Consider the following 21,125-nt stretch of genomic DNA (forward strand, 5'->3'; position numbering starts at 1 on the left):
AATTAATCACTTTATTTTTTATATTATTAATCATTTAATTATATATTAGTTTTATTATTTATAGGTTCATAAAAAGAAAAAAGAATATTATATATAATAAATAGTATGTATAAAAAATTATATATATAAAAAAAAATACACTAATTATATGAATACTTTAAAAAATTAACTTTTCTAATAATTTTCAAATTAAGTACACAAAAAGAAAAATTAGAATTATTAATTTAATAAAGTGTGATATAATGATTGATAATATTAAGAAAATTATTAAAGACGATTCTGAGGCAATGTTTAAGAATCCAATAGTAGTTATTGTATTAATTGCATTAATCATTCTTCCATCACTATATTCCGTTATAAATGTTTATGCTTGTTGGGATCCATATGGTGATACAGATAATATAGATTTTATTATTGTAAATAATGATAATCCTGTAACCGTCAATGGTACAACCTATTCTTATGGTACTCAGGTAATACAAAGCCTACAAGAAAATAACAATTTTAATTGGGTGTATAAAGATGAAGATGATGCAAGGGATATGGTAAAAAATGGAACGAGTTACGCCGCCATAATAATACCTCCTGATTTCACAAAAGATGTGTTATCAGTGTATTCCGGTAATCCAACACAGGCTCAAATTGAATACTTAGTTAATGATAAAACTAGTCCAGTAGCACCTAAAATCACAGGTAATGCTGCTACTAATGTTAATACAGCAGTCAGTGATGCTATAATTGAAAAATTTAACACTAGAACTTATGGATCAACTACTCAATCCCCAGTAGCAGTTCAACAAACTCAAGTATCACAAAATGCTACAACACAAAACGCAACAACACAAACTGCTACAGCTCAAAATGCTGCAACAGGAAATGTTACTAATGCTAGTACATCTAATATGACTACTGCAGAATTAACTCAGGCAAGTTATAATCAAAAAGTATCAGAATACTTCAATTCACCTACCGAATTAACTAATCATACATATTACAAAGCAGATAGTTATGCTCAACAAGTAGCACCATTCTATACTGCATTAGCTTCATGGGTAGGTTGTATTATATTAATAGCATTATTAAGTGTTAAACCAGTGAAAGATGAAGATAAATATTCACCTATAGAAGTTTACTTCGGTAAAATTGGTTTATTCTTAGGAATGAATACTTGTCAATCTATTGTAACATTTATTGGTTTATGTATTCTTGGAATACCTATGAGTAGTGGATTAACTGTATTGCTTGTTATGTTACTAATTGGATGGGTTTTCATGACAATAGTATACACGTTAGTATCCTTACTGGGTAATATAGGTAAAGCAATAGCTTTAATTATATTAGTATTCCAAATATCCGGAACTAATGGTATTTATCCTATTGAAATCATGTCACCATTATTCCAAGGATTAATGCCATATCTACCAATGACATATGCAATATTACTATTAAAAGATGCAGTATTCGGCGTAATTTGGCCAACATTCATAAGAAATATTGGATTCCTTATAATATTCCTAATCGCTGCTTTAGCTATTGGTATTATTGTCAAAGAAAAACTTGATAAAAGAGCTAAATACTTTGATAAAAAACTTAATGAAAGTAGATTATTTGAATTACGTAAGTAATTCTTACCACTTTCATCTTTTTATAAAAAAAGAGAGACTATTTTTTTAATATAATGAAACTTTTGACACACCATCTATTTTTAATAATAATTGAATTAAATCTCCTTCTAATTGTTTATCTGTAATTATTGTTATGTGAGGTATTGGATCTATTTCTGGGTCACTTGCATATGCCTGCCTTATACTTATATTTTCTTCTGCTAGTATTTTTGCAATCTTATATAATATTCCTGCTTTTTGTCCTAGTCCTTCTATTTCTATTACTCCTAAGCCTAGTACATTAGATATGTTTGTTAATACTGGTCCTGAAGGATATATGTTCATGAATATTTTTTTTAATTCTTCATCTTTTAATATATTTTTAATTGTTGAGGTGATTACTCTTCGGTCTGTGTTCAATGATTTTGCTAGGGAGGATATGTTTATTTCTACATCTTTACAGTAGATTTTGTTATTCGTATCAATTCTCAGTCCTAATTCTAGTAATTTTTTTACTACTTTTTGTTGTGATGGATATTTTTCAAATTTTTCCATTATATTGTTCCACATTTTATTAATTCCTTTTTTTATTTTATTGTTCTATATTTTATTTTGTTATATCTACTATTTATCAATAATGTATAAATTTATACACCAAACATTTAAATAGTACATTGATGTAATTATTATATAACAACAAGAGGTTGATAAATATGAATAAGAGTGAATGTTTTTGGCAACTTAAAAAAATTAATTAAAAAACCAACAACTAAGAAAATAGACATAGATAATCCATTTAAATTATTTAAAAATTTATATTATAACTATAACGATGCATTTCTATTAGAATCAATGGAATCAGATAATGGACTAGCAAGATATTCAATAGTAGGATTTAACCCTGTAGCAAAAATAAAAGCACATGACCACCATGTAACCATCACTACAGACACTGAAACAATAGAATATGAAGCAGAAAATCCATTACTTGACTTAAAATCATTAATAAATAATGATTACGAACAAGAAGGATTCAGAGGCGGCTTAATGGGATATGTCTCATATGAATCCATCAAATACTTCGAAGACGTACCAACACATAAAAGTATTTATCCTGACTTCGAATTCGGATTATTCCTAGACTGTGTAGTATATGATAATATCCATGAAACATGTGAATATACAACATTAAATGAAGATAGAACAGAATTAATAAAAAAAATCTACCAAGAAGAACACACAAACGGAATATTAGAATACAAAATAATAAAAGAAGATTTCGAAGAAGATGAATATAAAGACGCAGTCCAAGAAACAAAAGGCCTAATAACTGATGGAGAAATATTCCAAGCAGTAATATCAAATTCAGAAAACCTTGTACTAAAAGGAAGTAAACTACCCTTATACGAACACTTACGAAAAATAAATCCATCACCATACATGTATCATATCAAATTAGGTGAACGAGAAATAATTGGATCAAGTCCTGAAATGTTAATGAGACTAGAAAAAGGAATAATAGAATCATACCCAATAGCAGGGACAAGACCAAGAGGAAAAACACCAGAAGAAGATAAAGAACTTGAAGAGTCATTATTAAATGATGAAAAAGAATTAGCAGAACATTTAATGCTAGTTGATTTATCACGTAATGATATAGGAAAAATAAGTAAAAGAGATTCCGTAGAAGTAGAAGAATTTTATGGAATAAGAAAATTCTCACATGTACAACATATAGTATCACATGTAACTGGAAAAATCAAAAACAAATTAGATGCAATAGATGCGTTCATGTCATTATTTCCCGCAGGAACATTAAGTGGAGCTCCAAAAATACGTGCCATGGAAATAATCAATCAAAAAGAAAAATATGCAAGAGGTCCATATGGAGGAGCTGTAGGATACTTCTCCTTAAATGGAAATGCAGACTTTGCAATAACAATAAGAACATTAACAACTAACAAAGAAAGAGCAGAGATACAGGCAGGTGCAGGAATAGTTTACGATTCTATTCCAAAATCAGAATATGAGGAATGTAGAAGAAAAAGACAAGCTATTGTACAGGCACTTCAAGAATCAGGTAGTGAGGTAATACAATGATACTCATAATAGACAATTATGATTCATTCACATACAATTTATATCAACTAGTAGGAAAATTCACAGCAGATATAAAAGTAGTGAGAAATGACAAAATAACCATTTCAGAAATAAAGGAAATGAATCCGGATCATATAATAATATCTCCAGGACCTGGAAATCCTATGAATAAAAAAGATTTCGGTATATGTGGTGAAGTAATAAAACAATTTAAGAAAACTCCAATATTAGGTGTATGTCTGGGACACCAGGGAATATATTACACATATGGAGGAAAAATATCAAAAAATAAACCAGTGCATGGTAAAACAGATACTATCAAACATGGTGATTCTTCACTATTTACTGATGTACCTGAAGAATTTGAAATTGTAAGATATCACTCATTAATCTGTGACAAAACAGATGTCCCAGAGGATATTAAGATAACTAGCTACACAGAAGATGGAATAATAATGTCCATAGAACATGAAAAATATCCAACATTTGGAATACAATTCCATCCAGAATCAATAGGAAGTAGCTATGGCGATACTATAATAAAAAACTTCTTAGAAATAAATGGCTGATAACATGAATGTTGTAGAAGAAATAGTTAAAAACAAGAAGAAAACATTAACAGAACTAAAAAAAACTAAATCAACAAGTCAAATAAGAAAAGAAGCCATAGATTACGTGTCAACAAAAAATAATAAATTCAGATTTCAAGAAATTTTAAAAGATAAAAACTCAACAAAACTCATAGCAGAATACAAACCAGCAAGTCCATCACAGGGAGATATCAGTACACTTAAACCTGAAGATGTAATACCCCTGTATGATAAAAACAACGTAGATATGATCTCAGTGCTAACAGAGGAGTCTTATTTCAAAAGTAACCTTAACAACTTTAAGAAGGCAACAACATTAACAGAAAAGCCAATACTTAGAAAGGATTTTGTTATAGATAAATACATGTTATATGAAGCAGCTGCAAATAATGCTAGTGCAGCTTTATTAATCACAGGAGTATGTCCAGATATAGAAGATTACTTAAACACATGTTATGATTTAGGATTAGATGCCATAGTAGAATGTCATACACTAGATGACATTGAACAAGTAGTAGATTATAATCCTAAAATTATAGGTGTAAATAATAGAAACTTCAATGATTTATCAATAAATCTTGAAACAACGAAGAACTTACGAGAATATGTACCTAACTATCTGATATCAGAAAGTGGAGTAAAAACTCTAAACGATGCAGAAAAACTAAAAAGCTATGGTGCAGATGCACTGCTAATAGGTACCAGTCTTCTAAAAAATAATAATGATACGGAAATTGTGGAATTCATAAATAAATTAGATAATATATTAAAATCTTAAAAAAACACGGCTATTGAGGTATTAAAATGACCCTTAAAATAAAAGTATGCGGAATAACAAATGAAAAGGAAATGAAAGAAATAGAAAAATTAAATGTTGACCGCATAGGTTTTATAAATATTGAAAGATCAAAAAGAAATGTTTCTCTAGAAGAAATAGAAATCTTAGAAAAAAAATTATTAAATAAAAGATTAAGTACAATAGTTCTAGAACCAAACAATGCATATGAAGCTTTATTAAAAGCAAATAGAACTAAAATATTTAATTTACAATTACATTCACTTACATGTTTTGATATAAGATATATGACCTGGTTAAATCAATACCACAATGGTGAAAGATTAAATATAACAAAAGTAATAGGATTAAGAGATAAAATAAATAGAAAAGATGAAAAAGAAATAAAAAATCATTGCTTATACTCTGATAATATATTATTTGATTATGTTAAAGATGGAAAAACAGGTGGAACTAACACACACATTCCAATAGACACTGCTATAGAAGCAAGCAGATTAGTTAAGAAATATGATAATAGAACAGAAGTAACATTAGCTGGTGGATTAAATCTCGAATATTTAGAAGAAATTTATGATAAACTACACTATTTTGATAGAATTGATTTAAATAGTGGTGTGGAAGATAAACCTGGAAGAAAGAATATTAAAGAGATAAAAAAGATTATAAAATTAGTAAACGAAGAATAAAAGTGATATTATGAAACATGACGGAAAATTTGGTAAATATGGAGGTATATTTGTACCTGAACTACTAATACCTGCAGTAGAAGAATTAGAAGATGCATTCTATAAATATAAAGATGATGAGAAATTTAAGAAGGATTTAGAATATTATTCCAGAGAGTTTACAGGTAGACCAACAGGATTATACTACGCAGAAAATCTTTCTAACAAATTAGGATGCAAAATATATCTTAAAAGAGAGGACATGTTACACACAGGAGCACATAAAATAAACAATGCAATAGGTCAGGGCTTACTAGCAAAATACATGGGTAAAACACAATTAATAGCAGAAACAGGAGCCGGACAACATGGAATAGCAACAGCAGTGATAGGTGCAAAGTTAGGAATGGATGTAAAAATATTCATGGGATCAAAAGATGTTGAAAGACAGAAATTAAATGTATTCCGTATGGAATTATCTGGAGCAGAAGTAATACCTGTAGATATGGGTTCACAAACATTAAAAGATTCCATTAACGAGGCATTCAGGTATTGGATTTCTAATTTAGATACCACGCACTACCTAATTGGAACAACAATGGGACCTCATCCATATCCAACAATGGTCAAATACTTCCAAAGTGTAATTGGAAAAGAAGCACGTGAACAAATATTAGAACTAGAAGGAGAACTACCAGATACTGTCATAGCATGTGTTGGTGGTGGAAGTAACTCTATAGGAATATTCAGCGGATTTATGGATGATGAGGAAGTAGATCTTATAGGAGTTGAAGCTGGTGGTGAAGGTATAGAAACAAGTGCACATGGTGCAACCATGACAAAAGGTACTGATGGAATATTACACGGAGCATTATCACTAGTATTACAGAGTGATGAAGGACAAATTCAGGAGACTAGTAGTGTATCAGCAGGACTTGATTATCCTGGTATTGGACCAGAACATGCATATCTAAAAGAAATAGGTAGAGCTAAATATGTTCCAATAAATAATGATGAAGCATTAGAAGGATTTAAAGCATTATGTGAAATTGAAGGAATTATCCCGGCATTAGAAAGTGCACATGCAGTAGCATATGCTATTAAGTATGCTAAGAAAGAAGAGAATAAAGGAAAAACAATTATTGTAAATTTATCAGGACGTGGAGATAAGGACATGTTCACAGTCGCAAAAGAATTAGGGGTGGAAATATGAATATGCAGACATATCAGGAAATGTTTGAAAAAACCAAAAAAGATAATGAGGGAGTTTTCATACCTTTCATAGTAGCTGGAGATCCAGACTATGATACTTCTCTACAAATAGCTAAAACATTAATTGATAATGGTGCTGATGCTCTTGAAATAGGATTTCCTTTTTCAGATCCTGTTGCTGATGGTAGAAGTGTACAAAATGGTGACCTCAGAGCATTCAAGAGTGGTATGACTATTGCTAAATGTTTCACATTCCTAAAAGATTTACGGGAATATACTGATAAACCATTTGGACTATTATTATACTATAACCTAGTATATCAACATGGAATTGATGAATTTTACAAAAAATTAAGTGAAATTGGCGTGAATTCTGTATTAATAGCTGATCTTCCACCAGAAGAAGCAGATGATGTTATACTAGCTTCAAAGAAATATGGTGTGGAAGAAGTATTTATAGTATCACAGGCTACAAGTAATGAAAGATTAGCAGATATAACTAAGATAGTAAGTGGGTTTATATACATAGCATCTGTAATGGGAACTACAGGTGCACGTAAAGAAGTAGAACATGACTCAACAGAATTAATTAAACGTGTACGTGAACACACGAATCTTCCATTATGTGTAGGATTTGGAATATCTAAACCAGAGCATGTTAAAGAAGTATTAGATGCTGGTTCTGATGGTGCTATTGTTGGAAGTGCTATATTAAATATTATTGAAGATAATTTAGACAATGAAGATGTAATGTTTGGAAAAATAGCAGAATATATTCAAGAAATGAAAAGTGCTACTAAGAAGGAGTAATTATGATTGATGATGTATTAGAAGACATAATTGATGATAAACGGGATTTAACAGAAGAAGAAGCATACAAATGTATGGATGATTTAATAAGTGGAGATTATCCTGATGTTAAAGTTGCAGCTTTTTTAATTGCATTAAGAATGAAAGGTGAAACTATTGATGAAATTACAGGATTAACTAAGAGTATGAAAGATCATGCTGTTCAAATAGATTATGATCCTGATGAGTACCTTATTGAAACATGTGGTACCGGTGGAGATACTTTTAAAACATTTAATGTTAGTACTGCTTCATCAATTATTGCAAGTGCTGGTGGGGCTAAAATATCTAAACATGGTAATAGAAGTGTAAGTAGTAAGTTCGGTGGAGCTGATGCTCTTGAAGCTTTAGGTATAAATATTAAGTTATCACCAGAACAGGTTATTAATTCCATTGAAAAATGTAATTTTGCATTCATATTTGCACCAATTTATCATAAAGCTACTAAAAATGTTATGATGATTAGAAAAGAATTAAAAACTAGAACTGTATTTAATGTTCTTGGTCCTATATCTTGTCCATCCAATGTTACTGCTAGATTAACTGGTGTATATGATCCGGACCTTGTAGAACCTATTGCCAGAGTTGCTAGTAATTTAGGAGTTAAAAGAGGTATGATTGTCCACGGATTTGATGATGAAGGTAATCCTGCTATGGATGAGGTATCTAATATTGGAAAAACTAAAGTTGCATTCATAGATCATGGAGATATTGAAGTTAAGTATATTAGTCCTCATGATTTCGGTCTTGAGTTCTCTAATCCCGATGATATTCGTGCTCCCGAGAGTTCTGAAGAACATTTAAAAATTATTTATAATATCATAGATAATGTAACTGATACTAGTAAGGATAAGGCTCGTCTAGATTTATGTCTTATGAATTCTGCTTGTATATTATATTTAACTGAGAAAGTAGATTCCTTAGAGGAAGGCGTTGAATTATCAAGAAAAATAGTTGAAGATGGAACTGCTAGAAAACAGTTAGATAAGATTATTAAAATTAGTAATGAATAATTACTTCCCTTCTTTTTTTATAATTTATTTTATTATCTTTTTTTATCAGAATATTTAATTTAGTATATTAACAAACTAACTTATTATATTAATTATAAATACTATCATATACTAGAACAATATTAAGTGATTAATATGACTAAAATAATTATTATTGGAGCAGGACCTGCAGGAAGATTCTCTGCTATGGCTGCTGCCGAAAAGGGAAATGATGTAACACTTATAGAAAATAAACATATAGGCGGAAAATGTTTAAATCAGGCATGTATGGTTGTATGTGCACTCAGTGACATTTCTAAACACTTACTTGATGTAGAGAATTTTAATAATTTAGGAGTGATTGAAGCTACACCTAAACTAAATTATAGTGTTGCTACTAGCCTAGTTAAGGAAACTCAAAAGAAAATAAGACATGTTATAACCAAGGAAACTACAGGTACTGGTGTTAATTATGTACATGGTACAGCTGAGGTAGATGCTCAGAGAAAAGTGGTTATTGTTAATGAGGATGATGAGTATGAATATGATAAGTTACTAGTTTGTACTGGATCTTCACCATACATTCCTAACATTCATGGTGCTGATAAAGCTTATACTTATAAAGATACTTTGAAGTTTAAAGAAGTTCCTGAAAAACTAGTTATTATTGGTGGTGGTTCTACTGCTGCAGAATATGCCGGAATCTATTCTAGTATGGGTAGTCAGGTAGAAATATTATGCAGATCACAGTTCCTTAAAATGCTAAATGACCCAGAAGCTGAGGAATATATTGTAAGGAATTTACTTAAAAATACAATAATACATGAAAATGTAGAAATTAAGGAGATTACAGATACATCAGTTATAACAAATTTTGGAGAAATTAAAGGTACAGTATTATTAGCAACAGGTGTAACACCTAATTCTGAAATAGTAAAAGACGTAGTAAAACTAGACGAAAAAGGCAATATCATTGTAGACCAGTACATGCAAACATCAAATGAAGACATATATGCAGCAGGTGATGTTATTGGCGGAATTCTTTCCACACCAGTATCACGAATGGAAGGAATGACAGCAATTAAAAATATAATGGGAGAACAAATAACACCAGACTACTCATTAATACCATTAACAATCACATTACCATATGATGTAAGCTATGTACTAGGAAATCAAGTTTCAGATATAGGAACTAGTGCAAAACTACCTGGAGCTGCAGGACCTGGAACATTCTGGCACATGTTAGATGGAAAATTAGGATATACAAAAGAAGTAGTAAATAGCGATGGTGAAATAACAGACATACTTGCAATTACGCCTTCATCCAACATTGCATTACCTTACATGATTAAATCAATAAAAGATGGTAACAAGATAACTGATTTTGATAACTTCCTAGAAATACATCCATCTACTGATGGAATATTCAAGTTAGCAGAATATTTCAAAAGGTATCTTTAATTACTGGATAATCATCCCCAATATCTTTTTTTTAAAAAATAGTATAACAATAATTTTCATTAAAAAATAAGTATTTAAAAGAGAGTAAAAATAAGAAAAAAATAGTAAAGATTTATTTCATATGTTTCATTACAAAATTTACTAAATGATGAGGTCCATTAATAATTCCCTGTGAATACTTAGCAGCGGCTTTTTTCATCTCTGTCTCATTATCTAATGCTTTATTAACAACTTCTGTTATGTTATCAGCATGACTTTCTAGTACTGCACCATCAAATACCTTTGATAATCCATGATATCTACCATATTTAACTCCAATCACAACAACAACTGGTATTTCACAGGCAAGAGTTTCATGTAAAGTTAAACCATCATCAGTTATAACTGCTATATCTACAAGATCATATAAATCCTTAATATAATTAATATAACCTAAATTAATAATATTAGGATGATCTATAATCTCTTTAATACCATCATGTAATGGATCACCAATTAAAAATATGTTGACATCATCATTTTCCTCTGCATAATTACGTGCTGCTTCTGCCATACCATCGAATAATGTTGATCCTGAAGAAAATAATATTGATTTCTTATCTGGGTCAAATTGTTCAGGTAATATATCCATGATGTTATTTTTATTACCCTCTATTATATCAAGTTTAATTGGAGAGTATTGTTTTTCAAAATCATATTTTGATTCTATGTTATTACTAGTAAATAGTGGTGATTCTGGTAATATTAATGTTGGATTACATTTAAGTGAAACTTTGGTATCAGTAGGTGTTGCAACAATTCCTACTGCTGGTACTCTAGCTAGTTTAGCAGATAAACATCCTATTACAACACCACCACCAATAACACCTACTACACCATCAGCTTTTTCTTTCTTAATTAAACGTGCCCCAGATATTGCTGCTCGTATAGATTTTAAAGCTGCTTTGAATAATTTTGTTTTTGATGCTGCATGTCCACCTGCAGCAGGTATTGGTGATTGTAACCATGTTATATCACGTTTTTTTAAGTAGTATCCTGGAGCTGAGGGATCTAATACTATTTTAGTATCTATACCTACTTCTTCTAATTCTTTTGATATATTGTAGGCTGTTACAGCATCTCCCCCAATTCCTCTACCTGTTACAAAAATTAAATACTTCATTATATAACCTACTCTAGTTTATATGAGAAAAAATAATATCCCTTATAATATTTTTTTTAGTTAATATTATGTTATATTGTAATTTATTAATAAAATCCACTGATAGAAAAAGGAAGGGAGGTTATCTTGAATTGGTGTGAAAAAGGGAAATGTAAAAAAAGCAGTGATTATTTCCCATAACCTTAAGTTATTTATACTGGATTTCCTTCATCATCGTATACTTCTATACATTCACCTAAGCAGTTATCTGCTGCTTCCTTATATATTTCAATGTCGTCTACTTCATATTCGTCGATTTCATCGTCCCGTGTTGACCCTATTATTGTAGCTCGGTCGTCATCGTCAAATTCAAATAGTGTATCATCAACGTCTATACAGTGTCCACACATTGTACAATCGTCTCTAACTAATATTACTTCATACATTTTTTTAATCTCCCATGAAAAAATATATATATTCTAAAATAATGTTAGTACGTTGCATATATAAATGTTTTGTTTTTTTATGAGATTAGTATAATAAGAATTTATAAATATTGAGTATTTTTAAAAAAAAATAAAAAAAAGAGTTTTGTTTAGGATTATAGTAATCCTTCTTCATCTTCTCGTAGGTGTGGATGTTTTTCTAATGATTCTTTTTTATTTGAATTTCTTGCGTGGGGATTATAGGCTAATCTTCTACCACCTAATTTTATTGCTAATGTATTGTTAACAGCATATTGCTTGTTTTCTAAGATTAATCTTCTAAATAAATCTCCTAATCCTCCACCTGTTAGAACATCCATCACATAGTCACCATATGTTGGATTTTCTATGTGTAGATAGTTTTCTAAATAATAATGTAACGTTTCCTCTCTTAATTTAGCAATAATCATTGTTGTGATTAAGAATAATACAATCATTATTAAGAATTCTACAGGATAGAAAGCAGTTGCTGTCACTGTTTTAGCTAATGCTGCTGAAACTAATGCAAGACATATACCTAAAGCTACTCCGAAAGAATGATTTCCTATTTCTCCCATCATAATATATCCTGAATAATCCTGTGAAATATAACCTAAACAAATAAATAACAGAAGCACAGGCAAATAATATGCTGGTGAACGTAGAATTGCTAGTATTGCAAATGATATCACTGACATTATTACAACAGTTAAACAAGCAGTTCCTGGTTGCATATCTGCAATATTAAATATTTGTACCATTAATGCCACTAGAATTGCTACAGGTCCCATTACAAAGTAACCGTATATCATAACTACAAGAATACCTATTCCCCTAAAGAATTGACCAATTTCCATATATGGACCTAATTTCCTGCGTCCAATAATATCATCAATAAATGCAGTTATACCTATGACAGCTATAAGATAATTATAGGGCACTGGGAAAAATAACACCATTACAATAAATGGTGCTATACCAACACCTCTAGGTATTCCACCACGTATGTCTTCAAATAGATTTCCTTTGATTTTAGTAAATAATACTGTGAATATTATTGTTAAAATCAGTGAAAGAATAAATGCAGCTATCCACATTTGATAAATTTCCATATATTCACCTAAATCTATTGATTTTACAGATATTTGAAAAAAAATATCTTATATTAATAGTTTATTGACGTAAGTATAAAATAATTAGCATAATTAATTATATAGGAAATCTTAAAAATGCTGCTATGGAACCTAGAGCTTGAAGTTGTTTACCTGCATCATGTTCACTACTAATTATTTCTACCTTTCCACCCATATACTCAACAGTATTCATTGTTTTCTGTGTATTTTTATTACGTACTAATTCATCAAGTACTAATAGTTTTTCAATAGCACCCATATTAGCAGCATCAGCTACCTGTTTTGGTCCATATATTACAGTATTTGATGATTTACCTATCTGTTCTAATAGCTTATTTACAGAGGCTGTTTCAGTAGCAACTTTTGCATCTTTAGATAATGATTCAATTAGACCATTTTTAAGCACTTCCTGTATTCCTGCATGTCCCCCTGAACCTGTATTTTCCAGTATGGATTTTTTTGCTAAATTAGGATATTTATCTTCTAAGAAATTATAATAATCATTTTTTGTAAATCCTGGACCTATTATTATTAATTTATTAATGTTTTCATGTTGCTGAACTGTTTTTGTTACTTCCTCATAGTATTGGTTTATTTTTTCTTTTCGATTTTTTTGTATTTGACGTTTACCTGATATATCTCCCATTATATGGCCTATGTATTCAATTCCATATTGTTTTATTATTCCTAAATCAGTTGTATTATCTTCCATTGCTACGATTATTTCAGTGGGTCTTTTTGATGCTTTTACTGCTGTATTTAATCGTTCCAATGACCATTTATTCCATGTTTTTTGTATTTTAATACTGTTATTTATTTGTACATTTATAGTATGATGTGAACCTAGTGGTACTAAATCCTCTGGGCCTGATTCGATTATTCCTGTAAATCTTAACATTCCAGTGTATTTATGAAAATTAATTTTTTCTACCCGTATCCCTAGGAAGAATGTTTTTTTAACTCCCCTGTCTGCCCTTGTTTTTCCACTAGTTTTATCTTGTATTCTTCTTGTTGTTAATGTTGAAACATAGTCTCCTTCTTCCACTATGTGTGATAGATGCCATAAGTCATCAATTGTTTCAGGTATTACTTCAATTAATCCTATTTTTTTGTCTTGATTTTTTATTTGCATATTTCTTTCCTTGTTGTTCTACTTTAATAATTATATATTAATATTTGATTAGCATAATTATTTAATTAAAACATAGTATTACATATTAATATAAAAAGTAATACTTTTTTATAGTGGAAATAATAAAACATTATAATACAAAAAAAATACAAGGTGAAAAAAACAATATCATGAATAGCGAACAAAAAAAGATATTAGTAAAAGCAATCGAACAAACAAGTCCCTGGGAAAGAATACCTACAAGCATAGAAGGCGTGTTTGTAGTTAAAACACCAGAACACAATAATATACAAACCATATTTGTAGAATTAAATCCTTCAATAAAAGGACAGCCCATAAAAAAGAGAGGAGTATATCTAAAAAATATTAATGAACTAGAAGCATTCCAGGAAATTATCAACAACCCCAAAATACACGAATTACTAGATACAATAACTCAGTACTACAGTAGACAGAGTGTAACTAGAATAGAAATATAAACTAATAAAAACAAAAAGAAATACAACTAATAATAAAAATGGATGGATTACTTATGACTTGTGAAGAAAAAATAAATATAACAATAATTGGAGGTTCAAGAGGACTAGGAAACTGGATTGCTCGAGAACTAAAAAAAGACAATTATAACGTGACAATCACAAGTCGTAACAAATCTTCCGGAGAAAAGATTGCACAAAGAATGGGAGTAAACTACAATAATAACAATATAGATTCCATAAAAAATGCAGATGTGATAATATTTAGTGTACCTATAGAATACATGTTAGATACTATTAAAGAAGTTGCACCTCACGCACCAGCAAAAGCATTATTAATGGATATCACATCAGTAAAGACAGAACCAGCAAAAGCATTGGAGGACTATGCTCCAAAAAATACTGAAATATTACCATGTCACCCCATGTTTGGACCAAGAGTACCCTCATTAGAAGGACAGGTTGTTATATTAACACCTATAGAAAATAGATGTAATTCTTGGTATGATAAAATAGTTAAATATCTAAAGAAACATGATGCAAATGTTGTTATAACTACCCCTGAAGAACATGATAAAACAATGAGTGTAGTCCAGGGATTAACTCATTTTTCATATATTAGTATAGCTAATACAATTAGAAAACTGGGAATAAGTGTGAAAAAATCACGGGAATTTGCAAGTCCAGTATACAGTTTAATGTTAGATATGATTAGTCGTATAGTCTCCCAAAACCCATACCTCTACTATTCAATACAAAAATCAAACAAACAAACTGCAATATCAAGAAAGACTCTGATTGAAGAAAGTAATAGGCTAGCAAAACTTATTGATGAAGGAAAAGAAGAAGAATTTGTATATGAAATGAGTGAATCAGCAAAACATCTTGATGAATTTGAAGAAGCATTAGGTAGATCTGATAAAGCAATCAGTTTACTTACTCAGGATTTAAATACATTGAAAGCATCTATTGGTAAAGAAATAGGATTAGAGCATCAATATTCAAAGAATATACATGTAGGTATTGTGAAATCTGTGACATCAGATGAAGTAACAATAACTGATTTAAGAGGTAATGATGTTACATTAAAAATTTCTAATGTAAATATATTACCACGTGAAGAAGTGTATAGTTGGAAGAAGAATAACCTTCAAATACATAGGTTTGATGTTTCCGTTATACTACCTGAAACATGTGATACAAATATTCTCGTACATATGTTTAAAAATATTGACCCTGTAATTGATGTTAAAGTAAAAGAAGTATATACTGGAGAACAGATTGAAGATGGATATATTAGTATAACATTTACATATACAACATTTAATAAAGAAGACAGGAAAGTTGTTGAAAAGTATCTTGAGGGAATCGGTGGTACAATACGCTAAATAATTTATAGCAATTTATTATTCATTCTTCTTATATATCTTTTTAAAATTAGTTCTTAATTTAATTAATACTAGTTATTAAAATTTATTTAAATTTATAACAGATTTATTTATCTTATTTTTTATTTTAAACTATTGTAATCAATTTTTATTTTATATTTTTGATAACTGAACCGAAAGCTTTATATAATATTATGATTATATTTATAATTACAAAAAGTAACTAAAAGATGATTAAAAAATAAATAATTTAATAACCTTTATATACTAAAAGATATAGACTTATAATTACAAAAAGTAAATAAAAAAAATAATTAAAATTATCAAATCATACAAAATAAATATTAGGAGATGATATTATGGCTGACGAATTAAAATTAAAAGTAGCCGAAGCATTCTCACAATCAGATATTGGAAAATCTTTAGCTAGAATCGATCCAAAATGTATGGATGAGCTAAAACTACACGATGGTGATGTAATAGAAATCGAAGGAAACAGAATCACCACAGCAACAGTAGTAGCATCACAATCAGATGTAAGTCTAGGAATACTAAGAATAGACAGTTACCTCAGAAAGAACGCGGGAACATCAATAGGGGAAGAAGTAACAATCAGACCAGCACAAGTAAAAGAAGCAAAAAAAGTAAAACTAGCACCAGTAGACCAGGAAATAGCAATCCAAGGAAATTTAAATAGTGTCTTCCTAAACAGAACCGTAAACAAAGGAGACATCATAGTTACAGGAATCCGAAAACAACAACCAAGAACCTCAAGCATGATGTTCGACGACCTATTCAACCAAATGATGTCTAACATGGCATCAATCGGTGAAATAAAATTAGCAGTAATTAACACCAAACCTCTTGGCCCAGTAAAAATAACAGATAACACTCAAATAGAAATGGAAACAAAACCAGTGGATCCAAGTAAATTCGAAGGAGTAGAAAACCTAATAGATGTATCCTATGAAGATATAGGTGGACTTCAGAATGAAGTTAAAAAAATAAGAGAAATGGTAGAAATTCCATTAAAAAGACCAGAACTCTTTAAACAATTAGGAATATCTGCTCCAAAAGGAGTACTATTACACGGCCCACCAGGTACAGGAAAAACACTCCTTGCTAAAGCTGTTGCAAACGAAACAAACGCACACTTCATACTAATCAACGGACCAGAAATCATGAGTAAATACGTTGGTGGATCAGAAGAACAACTACGAGAACTATTCGAAGAAGCAGAAGACAATGCCCCATCAATTATATTCATAGACGAACTTGATGCAATAGCACCAAAAAGAGAAGAAGTAACTGGTGACGTTGAAAGAAGAACCGTAGCACAATTACTAACATTAATGGATGGACTTAAAAGCAGAGGAGAAGTAGTAGTAATTGGTGCAACTAATCGACCTGATGCAATCGACGAAGCACTAAGAAGACCAGGAAGATTCGACAGAGAAATAGAGATTGGTGTACCAGACAAAGACGAAAGAAAAGAAATTCTTGAAGTACACACAAGACGTATGCCACTAGCAGAGGATGTAAATCTCGATGAAATAACAGAAGTAACCCATGGATTCGTAGGAGCAGACCTCGAAGCACTATGTAAAGAAGCTGCAATGAGAGTACTAAGAAGAGTACTACCAGAAATACAGACAGATAAAGAAGTACCACCAGAAATACTTCAAAAAATGGTACTACACAAAGACGACTTCAAAGAAGCATTAAAAGAAATACAACCATCAGCACTACGTGAAGTGCTAGTACAAATACCAGACGTAAAATGGGAAGATGTAGGTGGACTAGAAGATGCAAAACAAGAATTAAAAGAAGCAGTAGAATGGCCACTTAAAAATCCTGAAAAATTCAAAAAATTCGGAATTACTCCACCAAAAGGAGTACTACTAACTGGTGTTCCAGGAACTGGTAAAACCTTACTAGCAAAAGCAGTTGCAAACGAAAGTGATGCAAACTTCATATCAGTAAAAGGACCAGAACTATTATCTAAATGGGTAGGAGACTCTGAAAAAGGAATACGAGAAATATTCAGAAAAGCAAAACAAACAGCACCAACAGTAATATTCTTCGATGAAATAGATGCAATTGCATCAACAAGAGGACAAGGAAACGATAGTGGTGTAACAGAAAGAGTAGTAAACCAACTCCTTACTGAAATGGATGGAATGGAAGAATTACATGATATATCAGTAATTGCAGCAACAAACAGACCAGATATATTAGACCCAGCATTACTTAGACCTGGAAGATTCGACAGACATGTAGAAGTAGGTTTACCTGATCAAAAATCAAGAGAAGCAATTTTCAAAGTACACACTAAAGACATGCCATTAGCAGACGATGTAGACATAGAAGAATTAGCAAGAAAAAGTGAAGGATTCGTAGGAGCAGATATTGAAGCAGTATGCCGTGAAGCAGTAATGTTAACATTAAGAGAAGACCTCGAATCTGAAGAAGTATACATGTCAGAATTCGAAAAAGCAATGAAAAAAGTAAAACCTAAAAAAGAAACTGAACTAGTATCATACAACTAAGTATAATACTAAAATAGGAATGTAGAATTCCTATCTACATTCCTGATTTCTCCATTTAACTAATTTTTATAAATAAAGTAATATTCTATTTTTTTTAACAAATATCAACTATTTTTCAACCATAAATAAAATATAAACTAATAATAAGAATCAAATAGATATATATTATTAAGAAATATTTGTTGAAAGAGGATGAAATTAATGACATATGATATAAAAGATATTAATTTAGCTCCAGAAGGAGAAAAGAAAATCAAATGGGTACAAAGACATATGCCTGTACTAGAAACAATCAAAAAACAATTCAAAGAAGAAAAACCATTTGAAGGAATAACTATTGGTTCATGCCTACACTTAGAACCTAAAACAATAAACTTAGGTCTAACATTACAAGCAGGTGGAGCAGAAGTAGTTATGACAGGATGTAACCCTTTATCCACACAGGACGATGCAACAGCAGCAGGTGCTAAGTTAGGATTAAATATGTATGGATGGACTGGTGAAACAAACGAAGAATACTATGAACAACTTAACAATGTATTAGACTACGAACCAGACATAGTAATTGATGATGGAGCAGATCTAATATTTATGATTCATAAAGAAAGACCAGAACTACTTAAAAAACTCCGAGGAGGATGTGAAGAAACAACAACAGGTATTCATAGATTAAAAGCAATGCACAAAGACAAAGCACTTAAAATACCAGTAATGGCTGTAAATGATTCATACATGAAATATCTATTTGATAACAGATATGGTACTGGACAATCCACTTTTGACTCAATAATGGGTTCAACAAACTCTGTAATCGCAGGACAAACTGTAGTAGTCTGTGGGTACGGATGGTGTGGAAGAGGTATTGCTATGAGAGCAGATGGTCTTGGAGCAAATGTCATTGTAACAGAAGTAGATCCAATAAGAGCACTAGAAGCAAAAATGGATGGTTACCGAGTAATGACTGTACAAAAAGCATTAGAAGAAGCAGATATTGCAATAACAGCAACAGGTAACAAAGATATTATCTCTGGAGATGACTTTAAACATGTTAAAGATGGATGTATGTTAGCAAACTCTGGACACTTCAATGTAGAAATTAATGAAAATGATTTATTAGCACAAGCTGTTAGTCATGAATCCTTAAAACCAGATATTGAAAGTTATGAAATGCCTGACGGACGTAGTATTTATTTATTAGCTGGTGGAAGACTTGTAAACCTAGCAGGACAATATGGACAAGGACATCCTGCTGAAATTATGGATTTAAGTTTTGCAATGCAAGCATTATCAGCAAAAAGATTACTTAATGAAGACATGGAACCTGGAGTATACAAAACTAGAGATGAAACTGATATAGAAATTGCTAAACTTAAACTTAAAACTATGGGTGTTGAAATAGACCAACTAAGTGATGATCAGAAAGTTTACATGAACAGTTGGGATGTAGGAACATAAATCTACCTAATATATAGAACACTTAATCTCCCAAAAAATCTTTTTTTTTAAATCCTATTTTTTAAATTAATACAAATAATTATAATGAAAAAAAGTAGTTTAGTTAGAAAATATATCCTTTCTAGAACCAACTTTCTAAGCTTGTTTGTGCTGTTTTTAGTTGTAGTTTTTGTATTGCATTGTTTGTTCTATGTTCATCAAAATCATGTTCCCCACATAGATAATCCAGTAATTTTTCTTTTTTAGGTCTTCTGAACTTTAGATCATAATCTGTTACTACATCAGGGTTTAAGAATATTTCACGTATTTCATTAGGGTCTACTTCCATTGTTTCATCTAATGCTTCTAATGATTTTTCTAATGTTCCATATTTATGAATTAGTTTGATTCCTTTTTTTGCTCCTATTCCATATACTCCCTTGTTGAAGTCTGTTCCTACTAACATTGCTACGTCGACTAGTTGTTCTCTTGTTAAATCTAAGTCTTTTAATGTTTTTTCTAATGATATTATTTCCAGATTCTTAGATTGACTTCTTGATAATTTGAAGTTTTTTAACATTCTTGTTGCTCCAAATTGTAGACAATCATAATCTTGTGATACTACTGCCCATGCATCCCCTTTTGACACCATGTATGATGCTTGTGCTTCTCCTTCTGTTTTTGATTGTACGTATGGTACTCCCATTAATTTTAGTAATTTCTTTGATGATTCTATTATTTCATGGTTTAGTTCTGCAGTTCTTGCAGCATATTTTCTTGCTTTTTCATTATCGCCTGATTGTTTTGCTTCTAGGTATTTCTGTTTTGATTCTTTTTTGATACTGATTCTTTTTTCCTGTGTTTTCTTTTTGAGTTCCGGTGCTTTTCCATCAAAAACGTATACTGGTTTTATTTCTTTTTCTATTAATGAGGATGTTTGGAACATTATTCCATTTAGGTGTGATGTTATATTTCCATTCATATCTTTTAGTGGTGTTCCATCTCCTTGTCTCATACCTGATAAAAATTTATAAATTACATTTGATGCATCAACTGTTAATATTTTTCCTTTGAGGTCGTTCATTTCTATTGGTTCTGGATCTGTGATATCTTTAAATTTTACTCCCATACTT

General features: G+C 30.5%; 19 protein-coding genes. 13 read left to right on the forward strand and 6 right to left on the reverse strand.

The features are described from left to right. Positions 1 to 242: 242 nt before the first annotated feature. On the forward strand, positions 243 to 1,625 hold the full coding sequence (locus tag OTK55_RS00250) for a YhgE/Pip domain-containing protein (protein WP_274869861.1): 1,383 nt from the start codon (positions 243 to 245) through the stop codon (positions 1,623 to 1,625). 45 nt (positions 1,626 to 1,670) lie between these two features. Here the strand turns inward: OTK55_RS00250 and OTK55_RS00255 are convergent, their stop codons facing one another. Beyond that, a complete protein-coding gene (locus OTK55_RS00255) occupies positions 1,671 to 2,159 on the reverse strand; it encodes an amino acid-binding protein (RefSeq protein WP_274869863.1) in 489 nt (162 codons plus the stop codon). A gap of 168 nt (positions 2,160 to 2,327) precedes the next feature. On the opposite strand from OTK55_RS00255, the gene OTK55_RS00260 reads away from it, so the two are divergent. From OTK55_RS00260 to OTK55_RS00295, 8 genes are all read left to right on the forward strand, one after another. Next, positions 2,328 to 3,704: an anthranilate synthase component I family protein gene (locus tag OTK55_RS00260; RefSeq protein ID WP_274869865.1), complete on the forward strand. Its 1,377-nt coding sequence runs from the start codon at positions 2,328 to 2,330 to the stop codon at positions 3,702 to 3,704. Then, positions 3,701 to 4,273, forward strand: a complete 573-nt coding sequence (locus OTK55_RS00265) for an anthranilate synthase component II (RefSeq protein WP_274869866.1) — start codon at positions 3,701 to 3,703, stop codon at positions 4,271 to 4,273. Before OTK55_RS00260 ends, OTK55_RS00265 begins: the two co-directional genes overlap by 4 nt. A 4-nt stretch (positions 4,274 to 4,277) precedes the next feature. After that, entirely contained in the window at positions 4,278 to 5,072 is a 795-nt protein-coding gene (locus OTK55_RS00270; RefSeq protein ID WP_274869867.1) for an indole-3-glycerol-phosphate synthase, read from the forward strand. A gap of 26 nt (positions 5,073 to 5,098) precedes the next feature. Further along, positions 5,099 to 5,779 carry a phosphoribosylanthranilate isomerase gene (locus OTK55_RS00275; RefSeq protein ID WP_274869869.1) on the forward strand — a complete coding sequence of 227 codons (681 nt, stop codon included), beginning with the start codon at positions 5,099 to 5,101 and terminating at the stop codon, positions 5,777 to 5,779. Positions 5,780 to 5,789: 10 nt separating this feature from the next. Beyond that, the gene (gene trpB, locus OTK55_RS00280) at positions 5,790 to 6,971 is read left to right on the forward strand and encodes a tryptophan synthase subunit beta (protein ID WP_274869870.1); all 1,182 of its coding nucleotides are present in this window, start codon (positions 5,790 to 5,792) and stop codon (positions 6,969 to 6,971) included. Then, a complete protein-coding gene (gene trpA, locus OTK55_RS00285) occupies positions 6,968 to 7,780 on the forward strand; it encodes a tryptophan synthase subunit alpha (RefSeq protein ID WP_274869871.1) in 813 nt (270 codons plus the stop codon). The genes trpB and trpA overlap by 4 nt, the downstream gene beginning before the upstream one ends. Positions 7,781 to 7,782: 2 nt before the next feature. Continuing rightward, positions 7,783 to 8,832: an anthranilate phosphoribosyltransferase gene (trpD, locus tag OTK55_RS00290; RefSeq protein ID WP_274869872.1), complete on the forward strand. Its 1,050-nt coding sequence runs from the start codon at positions 7,783 to 7,785 to the stop codon at positions 8,830 to 8,832. Positions 8,833 to 8,967: 135 nt separating this feature from the next. Then, the gene (locus tag OTK55_RS00295; protein WP_274869874.1) at positions 8,968 to 10,275 is read left to right on the forward strand and encodes an FAD-dependent oxidoreductase; all 1,308 of its coding nucleotides are present in this window, start codon (positions 8,968 to 8,970) and stop codon (positions 10,273 to 10,275) included. A 112-nt stretch (positions 10,276 to 10,387) separates the two neighbouring features. On the opposite strand, the gene OTK55_RS00300 is transcribed toward OTK55_RS00295, so the two are convergent. The 4 genes from OTK55_RS00300 to OTK55_RS00315 all read right to left on the reverse strand — a co-directional run bounded on the left by OTK55_RS00300 (position 10,388) and on the right by OTK55_RS00315 (position 14,145). Then, positions 10,388 to 11,437 (reverse strand): glycosyltransferase family protein, encoded by a 1,050-nt coding sequence (locus tag OTK55_RS00300; protein ID WP_274869875.1) that lies wholly within the window; start codon positions 11,435 to 11,437, stop codon positions 10,388 to 10,390. A 191-nt stretch (positions 11,438 to 11,628) separates the two neighbouring features. Next, positions 11,629 to 11,862: a ferredoxin gene (locus tag OTK55_RS00305; RefSeq protein ID WP_274869876.1), complete on the reverse strand. Its 234-nt coding sequence runs from the start codon at positions 11,860 to 11,862 to the stop codon at positions 11,629 to 11,631. A 155-nt stretch (positions 11,863 to 12,017) separates the two neighbouring features. Next, positions 12,018 to 12,992: a cell wall biosynthesis protein gene (locus tag OTK55_RS00310; RefSeq protein WP_274869878.1), complete on the reverse strand. Its 975-nt coding sequence runs from the start codon at positions 12,990 to 12,992 to the stop codon at positions 12,018 to 12,020. A 97-nt stretch (positions 12,993 to 13,089) separates the two neighbouring features. Continuing rightward, positions 13,090 to 14,145 (reverse strand): mRNA surveillance protein pelota, encoded by a 1,056-nt coding sequence (locus OTK55_RS00315; protein ID WP_274869879.1) that lies wholly within the window; start codon positions 14,143 to 14,145, stop codon positions 13,090 to 13,092. A 170-nt stretch (positions 14,146 to 14,315) separates the two neighbouring features. Here OTK55_RS00315 and OTK55_RS00320 point away from each other — a divergent pair, with 170 nt between their 5' ends. The 4 genes from OTK55_RS00320 to OTK55_RS00335 all read left to right on the forward strand — a co-directional run bounded on the left by OTK55_RS00320 (position 14,316) and on the right by OTK55_RS00335 (position 20,013). Continuing rightward, positions 14,316 to 14,624, forward strand: a complete 309-nt coding sequence (locus OTK55_RS00320; protein WP_274869880.1) for a hypothetical protein — start codon at positions 14,316 to 14,318, stop codon at positions 14,622 to 14,624. 53 nt (positions 14,625 to 14,677) lie between these two features. Continuing rightward, positions 14,678 to 16,009 carry a prephenate dehydrogenase gene (locus tag OTK55_RS00325; RefSeq protein ID WP_274869881.1) on the forward strand — a complete coding sequence of 444 codons (1,332 nt, stop codon included), beginning with the start codon at positions 14,678 to 14,680 and terminating at the stop codon, positions 16,007 to 16,009. 356 nt (positions 16,010 to 16,365) lie between these two features. Then, complete coding sequence (locus OTK55_RS00330; RefSeq protein ID WP_274871722.1) at positions 16,366 to 18,558, forward strand: CDC48 family AAA ATPase; 2,193 nt, start codon at positions 16,366 to 16,368, stop codon at positions 18,556 to 18,558. Between the two features lie 201 nt (positions 18,559 to 18,759). After that, on the forward strand, positions 18,760 to 20,013 hold the full coding sequence (locus OTK55_RS00335) for an adenosylhomocysteinase (RefSeq protein ID WP_274869882.1): 1,254 nt from the start codon (positions 18,760 to 18,762) through the stop codon (positions 20,011 to 20,013). Positions 20,014 to 20,134: 121 nt separating this feature from the next. On the opposite strand, the gene fen is transcribed toward OTK55_RS00335, so the two are convergent. Next, positions 20,135 to 21,121 (reverse strand): flap endonuclease-1, encoded by a 987-nt coding sequence (fen, locus tag OTK55_RS00340; protein ID WP_274869883.1) that lies wholly within the window; start codon positions 21,119 to 21,121, stop codon positions 20,135 to 20,137. Positions 21,122 to 21,125 lie beyond the last annotated feature (4 nt).

This window comes from Candidatus Methanosphaera massiliense, from assembly GCF_028890305.1.
GTDB lineage: Archaea > Methanobacteriota > Methanobacteria > Methanobacteriales > Methanobacteriaceae > Methanosphaera > Methanosphaera massiliense.